This is a genomic window from Seonamhaeicola sp. NFXS20, assembly GCF_049132085.1.
Taxonomy (GTDB): domain Bacteria; phylum Bacteroidota; class Bacteroidia; order Flavobacteriales; family Flavobacteriaceae; genus Seonamhaeicola.
On sequence record NZ_JAFMPU010000003.1, the window covers coordinates 188,460 to 205,841 of the forward strand.

13 protein-coding genes are annotated in these 17,382 nt (G+C 32.6%); 4 read left to right on the plus strand and 9 right to left on the minus strand.

Annotation, left to right across the window (positions count from 1 at the left end):
• The first annotated feature begins 82 nt into the window (after positions 1-82).
• Both J1D01_RS07095 and J1D01_RS07100 read left to right on the plus strand, forming a co-directional pair.
• A complete protein-coding gene (locus J1D01_RS07095) occupies positions 83-481 on the plus strand; it encodes a nuclear transport factor 2 family protein (protein WP_421150320.1) in 399 nt (132 codons plus the stop codon).
• Positions 482-761: 280 nt separating this feature from the next.
• Positions 762-1,367 carry a DJ-1/PfpI family protein gene (locus J1D01_RS07100; RefSeq protein WP_421150321.1) on the plus strand — a complete coding sequence of 202 codons (606 nt, stop codon included), beginning with the start codon at positions 762-764 and terminating at the stop codon, positions 1,365-1,367.
• Between the two features lie 168 nt (positions 1,368-1,535).
• Here the strand turns inward: J1D01_RS07100 and hflX are convergent, their stop codons facing one another.
• Positions 1,536-2,753, minus strand: coding sequence for a GTPase HflX (gene hflX / locus J1D01_RS07105; protein WP_421150322.1), 1,218 nt, complete (start codon positions 2,751-2,753; stop codon positions 1,536-1,538).
• A 77-nt stretch (positions 2,754-2,830) separates the two neighbouring features.
• Here hflX and J1D01_RS07110 point away from each other — a divergent pair, with 77 nt between their 5' ends.
• Positions 2,831-3,799, plus strand: coding sequence for an endonuclease (locus J1D01_RS07110; protein ID WP_421150323.1), 969 nt, complete (start codon positions 2,831-2,833; stop codon positions 3,797-3,799).
• Positions 3,800-3,849: 50 nt separating this feature from the next.
• Here J1D01_RS07110 and J1D01_RS07115 read toward each other — a convergent pair whose 3' ends face one another.
• Positions 3,850-5,232 carry a DUF5689 domain-containing protein gene (locus J1D01_RS07115; RefSeq protein WP_421150324.1) on the minus strand — a complete coding sequence of 461 codons (1,383 nt, stop codon included), beginning with the start codon at positions 5,230-5,232 and terminating at the stop codon, positions 3,850-3,852.
• A 32-nt stretch (positions 5,233-5,264) separates the two neighbouring features.
• Positions 5,265-8,033 (minus strand): carboxypeptidase-like regulatory domain-containing protein, encoded by a 2,769-nt coding sequence (locus J1D01_RS07120; protein ID WP_421150325.1) that lies wholly within the window; start codon positions 8,031-8,033, stop codon positions 5,265-5,267.
• Between the two features lie 138 nt (positions 8,034-8,171).
• Here J1D01_RS07120 and J1D01_RS07125 point away from each other — a divergent pair, with 138 nt between their 5' ends.
• Complete coding sequence (locus J1D01_RS07125; protein ID WP_372936490.1) at positions 8,172-9,227, plus strand: endonuclease/exonuclease/phosphatase family protein; 1,056 nt, start codon at positions 8,172-8,174, stop codon at positions 9,225-9,227.
• A 3-nt stretch (positions 9,228-9,230) separates the two neighbouring features.
• Here the strand turns inward: J1D01_RS07125 and J1D01_RS07130 are convergent, their stop codons facing one another.
• The 6 genes from J1D01_RS07130 to J1D01_RS07155 all read right to left on the minus strand — a co-directional run bounded on the left by J1D01_RS07130 (position 9,231) and on the right by J1D01_RS07155 (position 17,143).
• Positions 9,231-9,668, minus strand: coding sequence for a hypothetical protein (locus tag J1D01_RS07130; protein ID WP_372936492.1), 438 nt, complete (start codon positions 9,666-9,668; stop codon positions 9,231-9,233).
• A 104-nt stretch (positions 9,669-9,772) separates the two neighbouring features.
• On the minus strand, positions 9,773-12,379 hold the full coding sequence (locus J1D01_RS07135; RefSeq protein WP_421150326.1) for a TonB-dependent receptor domain-containing protein: 2,607 nt from the start codon (positions 12,377-12,379) through the stop codon (positions 9,773-9,775).
• Between the two features lie 163 nt (positions 12,380-12,542).
• Positions 12,543-14,162, minus strand: coding sequence for a glucose-6-phosphate isomerase (gene pgi, locus J1D01_RS07140; RefSeq protein WP_421150327.1), 1,620 nt, complete (start codon positions 14,160-14,162; stop codon positions 12,543-12,545).
• A 1-nt stretch (position 14,163) separates the two neighbouring features.
• Complete coding sequence (locus tag J1D01_RS07145; protein ID WP_421150328.1) at positions 14,164-15,483, minus strand: peptidoglycan DD-metalloendopeptidase family protein; 1,320 nt, start codon at positions 15,481-15,483, stop codon at positions 14,164-14,166.
• Positions 15,441-16,364, minus strand: coding sequence for a tryptophan 2,3-dioxygenase family protein (locus tag J1D01_RS07150; RefSeq protein WP_421150329.1), 924 nt, complete (start codon positions 16,362-16,364; stop codon positions 15,441-15,443). Before J1D01_RS07150 ends, J1D01_RS07145 begins: the two co-directional genes overlap by 43 nt.
• Complete coding sequence (locus J1D01_RS07155) at positions 16,364-17,143, minus strand: DUF3108 domain-containing protein (protein ID WP_372936501.1); 780 nt, start codon at positions 17,141-17,143, stop codon at positions 16,364-16,366. Before J1D01_RS07155 ends, J1D01_RS07150 begins: the two co-directional genes overlap by 1 nt.
• Between the last annotated feature and the right edge of the window lie 239 nt (positions 17,144-17,382).

Consider the following 17,382-nt stretch of genomic DNA (forward strand, 5'->3'; position numbering starts at 1 on the left):
AATTTACCTATATTTATAGCAGCAGTGCATGGAACTACATTGTTTATTCAGATATATCAATCTAAAAAAAATAAATATTAAAATGGCTAAAAATGAAAACACGGTTATTCAATTTTTAAAGATGTTAGAGAACAGAACTTCTTCAAATGAACTAGAGAACTTTTACCATCCAGATGCAAAACAAATTGAATTTCCGAATGCTTTAACAAGACAATTTACAACTCGAAATTTACAAGAACTAAAAGAGGCTTCTGAGAAAGGTTCAAAAGTATTAACTAAGGAAAAATATGAGGTAAAAAACCTTATTTCAACAGTAGACTATGTAGTTTTAGAATGTGTGTGGAGGGGTACTCTTGCCGTACCAATTGGAAATATTAAAGCAGGTGCACAAATGAAAGCTTATTTTGCCCAAATATTCGAGTTTAAAGATGGAAAAATATTCAGACAAAGAAATTACGACTGTTTTGAACCATTTTCTTAAATTAAAAACCTCACCAAACAAAGACAGTAACCGTTTTACAAGGCCCTAAAAAACACAGCATTCAATTCAAAAATATCTAAGTGACTCTTGTTTTTTGGCACCTAGTTTTAGTAAAAATTAGACTTATGAATTTGCTCACCTAACTTAAAGTGAGCAAATCACTTTTCTTGGTAATCTTTCTTGCTTTGCATATTACAAAATTCTAAATTTCTGTATCTTTAGCAAAGTATTGTTCAACAGTCATAACGTGACAAAAAACGTTAGATACTATTGGGAATAAATGAATATTGCATATATACTATTTGACGAAATAACCCTTCTAGATTTTATTGGATTTTACGACCCTATAAAGAATATAAGATCTAGAGAATTTATGGAAAATCTGAATTGGGATTTGTGTGCTACTCACAAATCAATAAAAGATAGTTTTGGACTAGAAATTATTGTCGATAAAATTAAACCTGACTTATCCGATTATGATATGCTAGTAGTCCCAGGTGGATATGGAACAAGAGAACTTCAATACAATACAGAGTTTATTGATTGGTTAAAAACTGGTAAAAATGTTGATTACAAAGTTTCAATTTGTACAGGTAGCTTATTAATTGGCGCAGCTGGATTTTTGAAAAACAAAACAGCAACAACTAATTTTAATGAATATAAATCATTGGAAAAGTATTGCGAAAGAGTTGTTCAAGCAAAAATTGTTGATGATAATAATACTATTACGGCTGGAGCAGTCGCATCCTCATTGGATTTGGGTTTGTACGTATCTGAAAAACTAATTGGAAAAGAAAAAACCGAAGAAATACGAATAGGAATGGACTATCATCCAGAAAAATTTGAAATAATTACTGTAACTAACGAAGATGCATATAGAACATAGCTGTTACAAGCTTTTCTATAGGTTTGTGTGTTTTTTCGAAGAACACCAAACGTTTAAATTAAGCTTTTAGAATAGAAAAAACAAAATGTGCGTTAGGGATTGAGGTATTTGTTGGAGCTCCTCGCAGAGAGCGACTACCGAAAACCCGACCCTTGTGGTAACGCCCAACTACTCCATATCTTCATAATTATAATCTGGATATAGGAAATGATTATATGGAAAACGCGTGATGTGAATCTCTCTAACCTCATCGTAAACACGTTTTTTAAAGTCTTCTAAATTACTTTTGTTAATTGCTGAAATGAATAAGGCATTGTTACCTATTTTACTCATCCAAGTGTTTTTCCATTCTTCTAAAGTGTAATTTGCTTTAGTGCGTTCGGTAGCTAAATCGTCATCATCAATAGGTTCTGGTTTATAAGCATCAATTTTATTAAATACCATAATAGTAGGTTTGTCTCCGCTGTTTATTTCTCCTAATATTTTGTTTACAGAATCTATATGTTCTTCAAAATTTGGGTGCGAAATATCAACTACATGCAGCAGCAAATCTGCTTCTCTTACCTCATCTAAAGTACTTTTAAAACTATCTACCAATTGGGTTGGTAACTTGCGTATAAAACCAACAGTATCACTTAATAAAAAAGGTAAATTTTGAATTACTACTTTTCTAACAGTGGTATCTAGGGTAGCAAAAAGTTTATTTTCGGCAAAAACTTCACTTTTGCTTATTACATTCATAAGGGTAGATTTACCCACGTTGGTATACCCTACCAAAGCTACTCTAACCATTTTTCCGCGGTTACCACGTTGTACTGCCATTTGCTTATCAATAGCTTTTATACGGGCTTTTAAAAGCGATATTTTATCACGTACAATACGTCTATCGGTTTCAATCTCTGTTTCACCAGGTCCGCGCATGCCAATACCTCCTTTTTGGCGTTCAAGATGCGTCCACATACCTCTTAATCGTGGTAATAAGTACTCGCATTGTGCCAACTCTACTTGCGTTCTTGCATAACTTGTTTGGGCTCTTTGTGCAAAAATATCTAAGATTAAATTGGTTCTATCTAGTACTTTTACATTTAGAATTTTGCTAATGTTACGTTCTTGTGCAGCAGATAGTTCGTCATCAAAAATGGCTGTTCCTACATCATTTGCTTCAATAAAATTGCGAACATCTTCCATTTTCCCTGTCCCAATAAAGGTTTTAGGATTGGGCATATCCATTTTTTGAGTAAAACGCTTTACTACCTCGCCACCTGCCGTATAGGTTAAAAATTCAAGTTCATCTAAATACTCTTTAGATTTAGCTTCATCTTGATCTTTAGTAATAATTCCTATTAAAACTGCTTTTTCTAAAGCTATGTCTTTCTTTTCTATCATAAATATTAATAATGTACAAAGTTACGCAATTACAACTACTTTTAATTTCATATTTTAGGGGTCTATTTTTTAAGTTTATGAGTGATTTATTTGAGGATATCCCTGTAAAGGAAAACATGCAAACCATTGCATTTTATAATGTAGAAAACTTATTTGATGTTTTAAAAGATAAACATACCAACGATAATGATTTTCTGCCATATTCTAAGAAAAAATGGACACCTAAACGTTACAAAAATAAATTAAGAAAACTTGGGTTTGCTATTTCTAATATTGGACGAAGAGAAACTGGAAAGCACCCAGCTATTGTAGGTTTAGCCGAAGTAGAAAATGCCAAAGTTATAAAAGACCTTTTAGATTCTAAACATTTAGATGACTACGATTATGATTATGTGCATTATGAATCACCAGACGAACGCGGTATAGATGTTGGCTTAATTTATGATAAATCTGCTTTTAAAATATTAAATTCTGAAACCTTTACGGTTCATTTAACTGATGAAGATGGTTCTCTTGATTATACCAGAGATATACTACTTGTATCTGGTAAATTAGATGGTGAATTAATACATATTATTGTAAACCATTGGTCTTCTAGAAGAGAAGGCACCAAAGAAACCGAGTTTAAAAGATTGGCTTCTTCTGAAAAAGTAAGTGAAATTATTTCTAGAATTAAAGACCAAAATGCAGAGGCTAAAATTGTAATTCTTGGTGATTTTAATGATGAACCTCATAACAACAGTATAATTAGATTGGTAGAAAACTACAATTTATACAACCCTTTTGAAACTTTAAGATCATACAACAGAGGCTCTGTGAGCAGATTTAAACAATGGAGTTTATTTGACCAAGTGTTTTTTACTGCTAACTTTATTAAAAGTTCTAAAGACCGGTTTGAGTATTACAATGCCAATATTTTTGATGAAGATTTTTTAAAACAATTTAAAGGCAAATATAAAGGTACGCCTTTTAGAACTTATGTTGGTAAAAAGTACCAAGGTGGTTACAGTGACCACTTTCCTGTATATGTTATTTTTAAGAAATAAAAAAAGACCACACAATGTGGTCTTCTTTTTTATTAATTCTATTTAAAAAACTATGGAACTGTAACCAATACATTTTCAACATGTAACGTCATGTTTTGATTGCTTGAATCACTTCCTGTGTATTTAAAAGCAATATATGCTGTACCTGAATAAGATGATAAATCTATACTTCCTGAATCTGTAAATGAGAACCAGGTATCATAATCAACAATATAACTAACATCAAAAGTTAATGGTTCCCATGTAGCTGTAGCAATACCTGCTTCTGTACCGTCAAAATCTGTTGAAATAAACACCTCTAATGGTTCATGACCAGAATCTGGATAAGCATGTTCTGTTTGAAAAGTTAAAACCTCTCCGTCTTGAGCATCTAAATCAATTCCAGGAGTAATTAACCATCCTATGTTTGAAGAATCTCCTGAGTTATAAGGATTATATTCTGCGTATCCGTTACCTCCATAGACTTGTTCTGTCCAAACAACACTTCCTGCTTCAGCATAATTAATCCAACCATCAATATTTAGAGTGGTATTATCAATAGCTGTATTAAATGATTCTTCAAAAACAGGATCACATCTATCTTCAGTAAAATTAATATCGCTTGTATCATTAAGTACCATTACAATATCATCACCGCCATAAGTTTGTGTAATAACACCAGATATTGTTCCTCTACCGTCGGTTGGTAAAGGTTCTTGAATAAAATTAGCAAAAGAGCTTGTTTCTATAGGAAATTCAAAACCATTTAAACAACTTACTAGGTTGCGTTGTGTATCAAAATCATCTGTTGGTTCTAAAAATGTTTTTCCTGCTAAACTCATTGGAAATTGTACGTTTTCTAGTGTTACAAACATTCCTAAATGAGAACTATTAACTTCAGAAGGGTTTAAAACTAAAGGAACAATTTCCATAGTATTTTCAGATCTAAAAATGAAATCGGGAATTTGGTTTGCTGTAAATTCATCTACCTGATCTCCATCAGCTTGACCTCCTATTGTTACTACTTCTGATGTGTTTTCACCTAAATAAGCACCTTTTAACTTTATATAAACTTCTCTTCCTAAATTAAATTGATTATATGAATCTACCTGATTAAGAACTACACCAATGGCTGCTGTGGGATTTTCAGGAGCATCTTGCATATAAAATTCTTTATAGAAGTTGCCTGTTCTATCTGATGAAGTTACATAACCTTTAACAACAATATCTGATTCTATTAAAGTTACAGTACCTGTGTATAAAGCTACCAATTCTGATATTGAAATTTCTGTAATATCACCACTTGCAATACTATCCATAATAGCTGTTAACCCTTCATTTTCTTCATTCCCTAAGCTTGATGGGATAACATAATCGTCATCTTCTACACAAGAGAAGCATGCTACACTAACTATTAATGTTAGTGCTATTTTTAATAATTTTTTTGTACTCATAATGCTTAATATTTTGTTTTCCATAGTCTTTTTTAAAATCTGAAGTTTAAGTTTACAAAGTAGTTTGTACCTCTACCATACCAGTATTTAGGTCCAAAAACACGTTTTGGACTAGCCACATCGTCTCTTAACTCTCTGTAATTTGCTAATCTACCTTGTTCAAAACCACCGGTTTTATATTCTTTGTCTAAAAGATTTCCAATACTTGCAAAAAGACTAATGTATTTATTACCTATTTTCCAAGATTTTCCACCAATAAGGTTAACAACCATATAGTCATCAAATCTTTCTTGTTTTAATAGCTCATTTGCTAATTCTTCATCATAATCATTAAATGGTAAACCATCTGAATCTAAATAAAAATTAGATGTTCTTGTGAGTGTATTAATATCTACATAAGTATGACTAAAGAAATTAGCTGTAGCACCAAACCACCAATAGTCTGGATCTCTGTATTCAAAACCTACAGAATAGGCTCTCTGCGGCCCGCCTGCTAGTTTATAATCTTTTAAATTAGCTTGCCCATAAGATATAGACCCATCTTCTGATGTGAAACTAGAAGAGGTTAAGTATAAATTAGGGTTGTTATCATAGGTGTATTGACCAACTGAAGCAGCTCCTTTAAGTTTAATAGTTGGTGTTACTTGTGCTTCAATTCCTAATTCTGCACCAATGTGCCTTTTATCTATACCTTGTAAAACTTCTTGAACAAAGGCCGAGGTTTCATTGTTTTCTATTTCTGTTCCACTTAACCCATCGGCGTAATAGAAACCAACTTCATTAGCGTCTTCAATAGTAGTATAAAAACCTGTTAATTTGGCTTTTACTATTGGCGATCTAAAAATATAGCTAGCATCAAAAGAGGTTACTTTTTCTTCTGTAATATCTCTAACTATGTTATGATTTTCTCTAGAATTTGAAAAGGTATTTCTTAAAGTAGGTGCTCTAGAAATATATCCTGCATTAACATCAAATAAGTGTTTACCAGTAATTTTATAAGTAAAACCTGCTTTAGCGCCATAACCTGTAAAGGTTAATTCTTCGCCTTTACCATAAGAATCACTTCCTGGAAAACGGCTATGTTCCCATAAACCTTCTCTTTGGTATGTTGTATTAGTAACACTACCAGACAAATAGAAATCAATTTTATTGAATTTAAATTGCCCTTGAGCGTAACCTGAGATTACATCGGCAAACAAGTTGTAATTGTATCTAAATTTATCGCCTTCACCCACTAATCTGTCTGGGTTTAAATTATCATACTGATAGCCATCAAATGAATCTACATTTAAGGCTCCTGTAGAAGACCCTAAAACATCTATAATTTCTCCAAAGTTTTCAGACTTCAATTTTTTGTAATTAACCGATGCATTTAAAATAATATTATCTGTTAATTCTGAACTTAAAATGGTATTTAAAGTAAGTTGTTTATCATCACTTCTGTCTTCATACAATACATAAGCCGCTGGTAGTGCACCTATGTTATTTGTTAAATTAGCGTCAAGAATGCGTTCCCAATCAATTTGCCCATCATTTAAAAAGTTTTGCTCTAATTGATAAGCTGTTGCGTAATCTGGTCCGTCTGGGTCTGCCAATGCATAACTTGGTAAATCTTGGTAATATGAAGGACTAGGGTTACCACCACCAGAATAATCTAAACGGCTATTACCCAACTTACCAAATTGATACCCTACATTGGTGTTTAATGATGTTTTATCACTAATTGTCCAATAATGATTTAACATTAATATAGGTTCTTCTACCTCTTTAATACGTGAGTTTTTCTTTTCTCCATCTAAATAGCCCCAATATTCATTGTATTGAATACCTTTTAAATCATAAACTTCTTGGGTGTTTGGAGATGATTTTCCTCTTCTGTTTGGTGCATAAATAGATGTGAAATTAATACTGTGTTTATCATTAATTTTCTTTTCTATAGAGGCAAAAAACGAATTAGAATCGTAAAGAGAAGCATCTAAATAGCCTTCGTTACCCCAACGTCTGGCAATAGAAACTGTAAATGCCCATCCACCTTCTATTAAACCTGTAGCGTAGGTAGCCATAAGTCTGTTAGTATAACTTCTATTTGATGATGAGTAGGTTACTCTTCCTCCTGGTCTTGCTTGAGACGCTCTAACATTAATATTAGTAGTACCTAAAATACCACCAAAATTGTAGTTTGATGGGGTTAAACCCGACGTAAGCTCTTGGTTTCTTACCACATCATTTAAACCACCCCAGTTGCTCCATTGTGGTCTTCCGTTATAGAGTTTATTCATCTCTATACCGTTAATTAAAATAGAACCGTTCTCTGAATCTAAACCTCTTACTCTAAAAAACGAGGGACTAAACTCAAAAGCAGCTGTTCTTTGAAACACATCTAATGATGATGATAGTAGTCCAGAAATGTTGTCTGAAGCACTGGTATCATCATCTAATTCATCATCTGAAAGAGAAATAGTAAATACATCTTGATTTGCAGCAAGGTCTGCTTCTAAAGTCATATCTGAAATATCAACCGTTTGATTTTCATTTACAACAATTGGAAATCTTTTGCTGATGTATCCTATCTTAGAAATTGTTAAAATTTGCTCCCCTAATGGAATATTAGAGACAAATACAAACTCGCCTTTAGCATTTGTTGTTGTACTAAGGGTTGTTCCTTCAACAGAAACCGATACATCTGGAATAGGTTCAAAAGAAACAGCATCTTTTACGCTCCCTTTTATTTGGGTTTGTTGCGCTGATACCGTAAAAAATGAAAAAACTCCCAGTAAAAAAATGAGTAATCTTTTCTTCATACTTTAATTTATAATTAATATTTTAACTGTCATTAAATAATGATTATTTAATACTGCCAAATTTAAGCTATTTATAGGAAATATTTACTTTTGGCTTAAAATTTGTAATCAATATAACAATAACATAACTTTTCTTTAATGAGATATCTAAAATCTATTCTTCTTGGTCTGCTTTCTTTATATAGCTTAACTAGTTATACACAAGACAAAAAAACGTACAAAGTACATACTATTGCTTTTTACAATTTAGAAAACTTATTTGATACCGAAAACGACCCCACTAAGTTTGACGAAGCCAGTCCTATGATGGAACTAAAAACAAATAGGCAGGAGGTTTACGAGAAAAAAGTACGCAATATGGCTAAAGTTATTGCAGATATTGGACAAGAAGTAACTCATAACTCACCTGCTATTATTGGTATTTCTGAAGTTGAAAACAGAAAAGTTATTGAAGATGTTGTGAATGACCCTATGCTAATAGAAAAAGATTATGGTATTGTGCATTATCACTCACCAGATGCTCGTGGTATAGATGTAGCGCTACTATACCAGAAAAAGCTTTTTAAACCAACATCTACTAGCAGTCATGAGTTAAAAATATTTGATGATTTATCTAAAAAGAGAGTTTATACCAGAGATCAATTATTAGTAAGTGGTGAGTTAGAAGGCGACCTTATACATATAATTGTAAACCATTGGCCTTCTAGAAGTGGTGGTGAAGCTAGAAGCAGACCTAAACGCGTTGCGGCAGCCAAACTTACTAAACGTCTTATAGATTCTTTACAATCTAATGATCCTTACGCTAAAATTTTAGTTATGGGCGATTTGAATGATGACCCCATAAACGAGAGTGTAAAAAAGGTTTTAAAAGCTAAAAACGACAGAAAAAAGGTTGGTCTTAAAGGTATTTACAACCCTTATGAAAATTACTTTAAAGACGGATTAGGTACTACTGCATACAGAGATGCATGGAGTTTATTTGACCAAATACTTATTACTAAACCACTACTTGAAAAAGATTTTTCATCGTTTAGGTTTTATAAAGCTGGTATCTTTAATAAAAACTATTTAATAACAAAAAACGGACAGTACAGAGGCTATCCGTTTAGAAGTTTTGCAAATGGTAGTTTCACTAATGGTTTTAGTGACCATTTTCCTGTATATGTTTATTTAATTAAGGAAGTTAAAAAGTAATTTTTAACCCATCCAAGTACTCCAAGGAATTCTGGATAAGAGTAACACTAAGGCAATGGCGTAAAAAATAGCAATAGTTTTTAACTTTGCCTTAGAAGTTAATTTCTTCTTATGTTTAGAATAGCCAATAGTAATTAATGCTACAGCTATTATATTAACAAAAGGATGTTCAACCAAATATAAACGCGCTAAACTATTACTCATTACGCCACCACCTAATTCACTCCATAAAGCAAACCTAGGTGATACAAAATAAAGTATTAAACCTATTAAAAGTTGGATGTGAGAAACTATTAAAGTAAACAATGATATTCTAAAATCTTTTGCACTGTATTCTTTCCCTCCTACAGATTTTATAATAGCATTAAAAGTAGCAATAATTAATATTAAAAGCACTATATATGCCCAATAAGAATGTAAATTAAGTATAATCTCGTACATGAGTTTGAAATTTAAATTGAAATCAAAAATAATGATTTTAATCTATAAAAAAACCGCTTCTTAAAAGAAGCGGTTTAAAAATTATATGGTTTAGGAACTCTTTTTTAGAAATTGTAACGTAAACTTACGTTCCAAGTTATTCCGTATCCTAAATAAACTTCATTTTCAGAGCTTATACCGTTCCAAGAGGTGTATCCTCCAGCTGTATCAACATCATGAATATTTGAGGTAGCCTGTTCTATGTACAATTCGTCGAACACGTTGTTTACGTTTACCCTAAACTGAAGGTTATTAGCTTGTTTGCCCACAGGCATTCTATAAGACATACCTAAATCTACAGTTTGGTAACTTGGCAGCTCAAGCGATCCTCTGTTGCTGGCTGTAGCAAACTCTGAAGCTCCTAAGTCTACCGAAGCATAAAGCTGATCGTAATAGTTAAATGCCGCATCGAATTTTAAATCGTCTACTATTTCAAAAACAGCATTGGCTCCAGCAGTAAACTGAGCTGCATTTCCTATTTTAACACCATCGATATAAGCTATATCACCAGAGCTTAGTAAATTATTGTTCTCGTCATAAGAACGGGTTTCTACATTTCCGTTATATTCCCAATTACCCACAGAAATAAAACCATTAAGGTTTAAACGATCAATAGGTCTTGTAAACACTTCAAGTTCTAGACCTTGGTGCACCTCTTTAATTCCGCTAGATTGGTAAAATATATCCGACTGCCCATTATTATCGGTATCATCTGCAGAAGATAAAATTCTGTTATCCCAAATAGTGTGGTAGGCATTTAAGTTGAAAGATACTCTTTCGCTCTTAAATTGGTAACCCGCTTCAAGACCTGTAATTTCTTGGTTGTCTCCAGCTAAAGGATTTAACTCGTTTGAAGATCTGACGTTTGTAAATAAATCGTCGTGATAAGGTTGACGTGAATAGAATCCAGCGTTAACAAATACGCGGTTATCCTCGTTAATATTATACGAACCACCAGCTTTAAGATTAAATCCGGCATTGTTTACTTTATCGGCTTCTGTAGCCTCGGTATAATTCCAATAATCTGTTTTTAAGTGAGATTGTGTAGAGATAGCTCCTTGGAAATACGCTGAAAAGGCATCGGTAGCGTACTCAATTTGTCCAAAACCACCTATGTAGTTAATTTGCTCTTCGTAATCGTAAGAGAAACGTTGGTCTCTATCGGCCAATTTAAAAAGGTTGCTCCAAGGGTTAAAACCAGAATCTTCTGTTAAAGTGTAAGTTCCGCTATAATTACTGGTTACGCTTGGTGTTGCTCCTAAAAGATCGGCAGCAGTACGGTAGTGTATCCCTTTATAAAAACGGGTATCTACACCAACGTTAAAGGAAAGGTTTTCACTTAGTTCGTGACTGAAGTTAGAAAGCACTCCAAACCAGTTATGTGAGTTTATAGAACTCTTAACATAGTTGTCTGCACTTGGGTCGGCCAAATTGTTGGCTTCAATAGCATCGTAGTCTAATTTACCGTTGGCATCTCTAAATCCATAGAAAGAACTTCCTTCTGGGTAAGCAAAACCTCCACGACCAAAAGAACCATAAGCTACGGTAGACAATTCAGATCTGTCATTAATCGTCCAGTCCCAAGTTAAGTTTATAACAGGTTTGTGGTAGTAGTTTCTTCCACCAGCGTACTCTTCACCATTATAATACCCCCACCAGTCGCTGTAACGTCTTCCGTAATCTAGATAATCCTGAAGTTCGTTACCACCAGCAGCTCCGTGCCATTGAGGTGCACCTGTAACTAAGAAGTTAAAAATATGGTTTTCATTAGGCTTGTATCCTACAGAGATAAAATAGGTTTGACCTTGTCCTTTTGATCCTTGCATATAGCCATCACCCTGCCAGTGCCCTAACATAGCCGAAAAAGCCAATCCGTTTTCCATTAAACCGGTAGAATAGTATGCCGAAGTTTTTATATAATCATCATTTCCAACCATAGTTTGAAAAAAACCACCTTCTTTTCTGTCTACTGTTTTAGTTACAATGTTAACAGTACCACCAACAGACGATATCGCTAATTTAGAAGACCCTAGTCCACGCTGTACCTGTACGGCATTAGCAATATCTAAAACCCCACTCCAGTTAGACCAGTACATTTTCCCATCTTCAACACCATTAATAGGCTGCCCGTTAAGCAAGAAGGCTGTATTGGTTTGGTCGAAACCACGTAAATACATAGAACCATCTCCAAAACCACCACCTTTAACATTCTGTACCGAAGGAGTAGATTTTAATACTTCTGGCAAATCCCAGTTTCCTGCTTTTTCTTGTATTTCTTTAGATTTAATTGTAGAAACAGCAATTGGTGTTTTTCTGTCTTCGGCTAAATCTACAATACCCGTTCCGGTGATAACAACCACTTCTAAAGTGTTGTCTGGTGAAACTGAAATCTTACCTAAATTAGCACTACCATTAAAAGCTACAGTTACTGTTCCGTATCCTACATAAGAGATAACTATTTCTCCTGAAGCAGCTTGCGTTGTTAATTTAAAGTTTCCATCAAAATCAGTAGAAACACCATTAGAAGTTCCTTTCTCAACAACATTTGCACCTGGTAGTGGTGTATTTAATTCTGAATCAATTACAGTACCTGTAATTGTACTTTGAGCAATAACAACTGTAGTTAATAACATAGCTACAGTCATTAATAAAAATTGAATAGTTTTTTTCATAATTAAGAAAAATTAATTGAATTAGTTATGCAAAAATACGGATAAAGAGCGGTAATATGTTAAGCCTATGTTAACAAATATTAACAATTTTTATAATTAAAAAAGACATAAATATTAAAATATTTATGTCTTTTTTGCAATTTTAATAATAGTTTATTAGAAACTATTTATTGTTTTTATAAAAATTTAACAAATTAGTTGTTGAAGAGTCGTGTTTGTTTGTTACCGTATTATTAAACTCTTGTAATATTTTAGTTGCTAATTGTTTTCCCAATTCTACCCCAAACTGGTCATAACTAAAGATATTCCAAATAACACCTTGAACAAATATTTTATGCTCGTACATAGCTATTAGTTTTCCTAAACTTTCGGGGGTTAGTTTTTCAATAAAAATGGTATTTGTTGGTTTGTTGCCTTCAAATACTTTGAATGGGATAATATTTTCTTTAGTACCTTCTGAAATTACCTGTGCTTTGCTTTTTCCATTTAAAAGCGCCTCTGTTTGGGCTAAAAAGTTAGAAATTAACTTATCTTGATGGTCTTGGTTACCATGTAATGATTTGGTAAATCCGATAAAATCTGCTGGAATTAATTTTGTCCCTTGATGAATTAATTGAAAAAATGCATGTTGTGAGTTAGTACCTGGCTCTCCCCAAATTAAAGTTCCTGTTTGGTAATCTATAGGATTTCCATTTCTATCAACACTTTTACCATTGCTTTCCATGATACCTTGTTGCAAATAAGTAGCAAACTGACTCATATACTGCGAATATGCAATAACGGCTTCACTTTCGGCATTAAAAAAGTTGTTATACCATATACTTATTAACCCCAATACTACAGGAATATTAGAAGCAAAATCTTCATTCTTAAAATGTTCATCCATTTTATTAGCTCCCAATAATAAACTAGCGTAGTTGTTATATCCAACAGCTAGACTAATTGATAACCCCACAGCACTCCAAAGTGAAAAACGACCACCTACCCAATCCCACATTGGAAAAATGTTGTTAGAGTCTATACCAAAGTTTTTTACTGCTTCAAGATTTGTAGAAACTGCCACAAAGTGCTTTGCGATATCTTCTTGGGTACCCGATTTTAAGAACCAATCTTTTATAGTGTTGGCGTTAGATAGGGTTTCTTGAGTTGTAAAGGTTTTTGAAACTACTACAAAAAGGGTAGTTTCGGGATTTAACTTTTTTATAATTTCATTTACATGGTCGCCATCTACATTACTAACAAAATAAGTGGTTAAATGGTTTTTGTAATATTGTAACGCATCTACCACCATGGCTGGTCCCAAATCTGAACCACCAATACCTATGTTTACCACATGAGTAAAAGGTTTACCTGTATAACCTTTTCTTTCTCCATTTACTACTTCATTAGTAAAGGCTTCAATTTTTCTTCTAACATTATAAACTTCTGGAATTACATTTTCTCCATCAACCTTTACAACAGCAGATTCTGGTGCTCTTAAAGCTGTGTGTAATACCGCTCTACCTTCTGTTTGATTTATTTTTTCACCTGAGAACTGACTTTGAATGGCTTCTTTAAGCTTAACATCATCTGCTAATTCTAATAAATATTTAAAGGTTTCTTCCGTAATTCTGTTTTTAGAATAATCTACATAAAAATCATCCCATTTTATGGTGAATTTGTTTGCTCTGTTACTATCTTGCTCAAACAAATCTTTCATATGTAAATTACTTACTTCTTTAAAATGATTTTGAAGTTTTTTCCAAGCTTCGGTAAATTTTGGATTAATAGTTGGTAATGACATATTATGAATTTGATTGTTTTATTAAAGTTTGTACTTGTTGCTCTTCTTCAATTATTTCTGGTTCAAAAAAAATGTTATCTAACTTATACTTTATAGGTTTTATATAATCTAAGTATTTTACTTTTAATGAATCTGAAATAGGTTTAGCCTCTGGTAATTTTTGTTTAAACGGATCTACTTGCCTACCATTTACCCAGAAACGATAACAAACATGCGGACCACCGGTATTACCCGTCATACCTACCCAACCAATTATATCGCCTTGTTTTACAAAATCTCCAACTTTTACTTTTCGCTTTTTCATGTGTAAATATTGAGTTTCATAGGTGGCGTTATGTCTTATTTTTACATAATTTCCATTGCCTCCCCTGTACTCAGATTTTGTAACTGTTCCGTTTGCGGTAGCCATTATGGGTGTGCCAATAGGGGCTGCAAAATCTGTTCCTTTGTGGGGGCGCAATTTATAACCATAAACAGCAATTCTTCGTCTTAAATTATATCGAGATGAAATACGACTAAATTTAACAGGTGCTTTTAAAAAGGCGCGTCTTAAATTTTTTGCTTCTTCATTAAAGTAGTCTATAATGCCTTTAACAGAATCTGTTTGAAATTGAAAAGCATAAAAAGGTTCTTTGTTATGTTCAAAATAGGCCGCTTTTACATCATGTATACCTCCATAAATGGTATCATCAATATATTTGTCTGTGTAAATTACTTTAAATCTATCGCCTTTTTGAAGTCTTCTAAAATCAATAGTCCACGCATAAATATCATCTGCCAACTTATTAGTTAAAACTGGGCTTACTCCTTTTTCATCTAGCGTTTCAGAAATACTGCTTGTAATAATACCAGTTACTGTTTTTTCTACATATTTAATAGGCTTTCTACTTTTATATGCGCTAATAGAATCTTTAAAGTTAATAACAACATATTCCTCTTTATTAGGTTGATATATAAATGATTGTGGCAACTCTAAAGAATCTTTAGAACATAAAATGGTGTAAGGTTTGCCTACCTGAAGTTTTCTAATATCAAAAGTGTCTTTGGCTTTTTCTGCTATTTGAAAAATTTTAGGATAGCCTATATTATTTCGTTCTAAAATAACACCAAAAGTATCACCTCTTTTAATGGTATCTCTTTTAACTACGTAGTCGTTTAATTTAAATCCAAATTCATACACGTATTTTGGCTCTTCAACTACTGCTACCTCTTCTTCTATTACCTCTTTTTTTTCTTCTTTACAATTACTAAAAAAAAGTAATGTAAGTACTAATAGTACTAAATATTTGTTCCCCAATCTTCTATTTCTTTTTTCGTCCATAATTCTGGAAAAAATATTCTTTTTTGATACTTTGGATGCATGTATTTTACCCATTCACTTCCACCAGTTGCCTCTGCCGTTTTACCACCTATATTTAAGTAGTGGTTTGCTGTTGCATAATGTGCCATAACCCACTTAATATTAACGGTATAATCGTAATGGCGCATGGCTTTTACCAGCGCTTTGTTTTGTTGTGCTTTTTTAGGTAAACTTTTAAATTTAGACCAAAGATTGTTTCTATAATAAAATTTGGTAAATCTAATAAACTCTTCTTTATATCGTTCTTCAAAAACTGTTAAAGTATATGTTTTTTTTCCAGTTTTGTAATCTTTTCCGGCAGCTTGCCAATACAAATGTTCAAAGGCATTTTCATAAGACGAATTTCTATCAATGGTATCTCTAAATCGTTTATCTATGAGATTTATTAATTCTGTTGAAGCAAATTCAATTTTTCTATATTGAGCACTTTGAAAACCACTTGCAGGTATTAGTGTTTGTCTAAATTTGTTGTACTGTTCTATACTCATCCCGTCTTTCATGATGCTGAAAGATGATGTAAGCACATCAAAGTACCTACTAATTCGCATTATTTTATCTGTAAAAACAGTTTCTTTTATTTGTTCACTTTCTGCTACTTGTTGTATTTCTGTAAGTATCATTTTAAACAGTAACTCTGTGATTTGATGATACATGATAAAAACCATTTCATCAGGAAAGTCTGTTCTTGTAATTTGAAGATTTAATAATGCGTCGGTTTGGATATAATCCCAATAAGTAATGGGTTTACTATGCAGTAGTCCTTCTAAATGATCTTCTAAATCTTGGTCTATTGCCTTGTATTTATCTTTAAGTTGGTTGGTAATATTTGAATCTAAACCCATTAATTTTTAACAACTATTTTAAAAGGGTGCTTTAACCCCTTAAAAGCGTCAAGGTCTGCTCTTAAAGACCCCACAGCTAAATCTGCCTTAATGCGCAAAGGTAGTTTATTTTTGTCTTTTGATACCCATAGCGTTAAACTTTCTTCTTCTTTAAACACGCGTCCTGCCATAACATAGGGTCTAAATTTTAAGGCTTCAACTTCTCCAAAATCTGTATCTACCGTATCTTCACCTAAATATTTTAGTTTAAACCCATAATTTTCTTTATCAAAAAACATATCTACCCGCACCTCATCACCAACAGCTAAATTATCGGTATCCATATGGTTTCTTAAATAATAAAAGGTTGATACCATGTCTTGAATATTGGGTCTGGTATCTATAACATACTTTTTGTTATGTTTTTTATCATTTACGTAAGCTTTGTTTTTTTTCTGGTCAAAGTCTATTTCAATATCTTTAGTATAACCACCTTCATCTATTTTTCTAACAAATTTGTATGGCAAATTGGTTTTTTTATCAAAATAGCTTTCGTATCTATCTTTTACTTTAAAAAACCATTTTATCATACCAGTAGTCCAACCTTTTCCTACTACATGATAAACTTCTTTATTATTTAAAGTAGTTTCATTTACAGTTAATGTGGCATTTCCAGCTTTCATCCATCCGCTATAACTCATCCTAAACTTAAACCACTCTCCTTCTTCAAAGGCAGGTTCTTGTTGGGCAAATACAGTTTGAAATGCTCCTATTGTTAATATAAGTAGTAGTTTTTTCATTTCGTGTTGGGTTACGTAATTAACTTCTTAAGCATTTAATTATTGTTTTTAACCAAGAAAATACAATTACTATTCCAAAAATAGAAATTTTATTCAAACAGCTAACTTTTCAAACATTATAGTTATGTTATAAACCACACTGCATTAAGCTTTTTGGGCGCTCCCTAAAGTAAAGGCTTCTTTATTGATTTCTATTTTAAACTAACTAATTTTCGAATACAAATATGCTACTACTCAAT